This is a genomic window from Emticicia sp. 17c (genome assembly GCF_037153985.1).
GTDB lineage: Bacteria > Bacteroidota > Bacteroidia > Cytophagales > Spirosomataceae > Emticicia.
Map to the genome: position 1 here is coordinate 1 of NZ_JBBAYI010000043.1, position 2038 is coordinate 2038.

The 2038-nt window shown below is 43.6% G+C and carries 1 protein-coding gene; it reads left to right on the top strand.

Going from position 1 to position 2038, the window contains the following annotated elements:
• On the top strand, positions 1-2038 hold a 2038-nt coding region (locus WAA15_RS24355; RefSeq protein WP_337045459.1), incomplete at both ends, for an Ig-like domain-containing protein.

Sequence of the window (2038 nt, forward strand, 5' to 3'; positions counted from 1 at the left end):
GAGCAATAATGTGACGGGCACGAGCATCACGGTAACCCCAGCGACTGCGGGCACCTCAACTTACAAAGCGATATGTACAGTAAGTTTGAATGGCAAATCATGTGTAGCAGAAGATAGTGGTGTATTGACAGTGATTCCAGAGGTAAAAGTGACTGTAAACGATGTTACGGCATGTTACGGCGAAGCAGCGACTTTAACAGCAACAGGATGTCAAGGCACAGTGGTATGGAGCAATAATGTGACGGGCACGAGCATCACGGTAACCCCAGCGACTGCGGGCACCTCAACTTATAAAGCAGTATGTACGGTAAGCCTCAACGGCAAATCATGTGTAGCAGAAGATAGTGGAGTGTTGACAGTGATTCCAGAGGTAAAAGTGACTGTAAACGATGTAACAGCGTGTTACGGGGAAGCAGCGACTCTAACAGCAACGGGATGTCAAGGCACAGTGGTATGGAGCAATAATGTGACGGGCACGAGCATCACGGTAACCCCAGCGACTGCGGGCACCTCAACTTATAAAGCAGTATGTACAGTAAGTTTGAATGGCAAATCATGTGTAGCAGAAGATAGTGGTGTATTGACAGTGATTCCAGAGGTAAAAGTGACTGTAAACGATGTTACGGCATGTTACGGCGAAGCAGCGACTTTAACAGCAACAGGATGTCAAGGCACAGTGGTATGGAGCAATAATGTGACAGGCACCAGCATCACGGTAACCCCAGCGACTGCGGGCACGTCAACTTATAAAGCAGTGTGTACAGTAAGCCTCAACGGCAAATCATGTGTAGCAGAAGATAGTGGAGTGTTGACAGTGATTCCAGAGGTAAAAGTGAATGTAAACGATGTAACAGCATGTTACGGGGAAGCAGCGACTTTAACAGCAACGGGATGTCAGGGCACAGTGGTATGGAGTAATAATGTGACAGGCACCAGCATCACGGTAACCCCAGCGACTGCGGGCACCTCAACTTATAAAGCAGTATGTACGGTAAGTTTGAATGGCAAATCATGTGTAGCAGAAGATAGTGGAGTGTTGACAGTGATTCCGGGAATTGAAATAACAGTAGAGGATAAAGAAGTGTGTGTGGGTACTCAAGCAATCCTTACAGCGAGTGGCTGCGTAGGTACTATTACTTGGAGTAATGGGGCTACTGGAACATCTATTACAATTACCAAAGAAATTGCAGGGACTTATTCTTATTCAGCGATTTGTTCAGTAACAGTAAATAATAAAGTTTGTACTAAAACCGATGAAGGTATTCTTACAGTAAATCCAAATCTAACACCGGATATTAGTTCAAACTCACCAGTTTGTGAGGGTGGAGCAATCAATTTAAAAGCAGCCGGCGGTGTTTCTTATTCTTGGACAGGCCCGAATGGCTATACTTCATCAGAACAAAATCCTGTAATTAGTCCAGCAACCATTAATAATAATGGTACCTATACAGTAACTGTGACAAATGCTAAAGGATGTACAGGAACCGCAACCACAGCAGTTCAGGTTAAAGTTTTACCTCCAATCACTTCTATTAATGCTGAAATTTGTGAGGGTGAAAAACTCACACTGACCGCTCCAGATTATGGTATAGGTGCTGATTATAAATGGACAGGACCAGCTTCTTTCTCGCAAACAGGGCGTACAGTAACAATCAATAGTGTAACGTTAGATAATAAAGGAATATACACTATCACAATAACAAAAGACCTGTGTAGTACGAGTGGTACAGTAACGGTTAATGTTAAAAAGAAACCGACGCCACCAGTAGTGGCAATTGATGGTCCAAACACTATATGTGAAAAGGGTTCTGTGAAATTGGTTGCATCAGGATGTACAGATGGACTAATATCTTGGTCAACAAATGCGACGGGTTCTTCTATTACAGTTACAAATGAAGGAACTTATTCAGCTTTTTGTAAAATAGAGGGTTGCACCAGCAACGCATCAAATGTTATAACGATATCAAAAGGCACCCCACCTTCAGCACCGAAGATTACGAGTTCAGACAAAGTATGTTGTGAAGGTCACACCGTGACA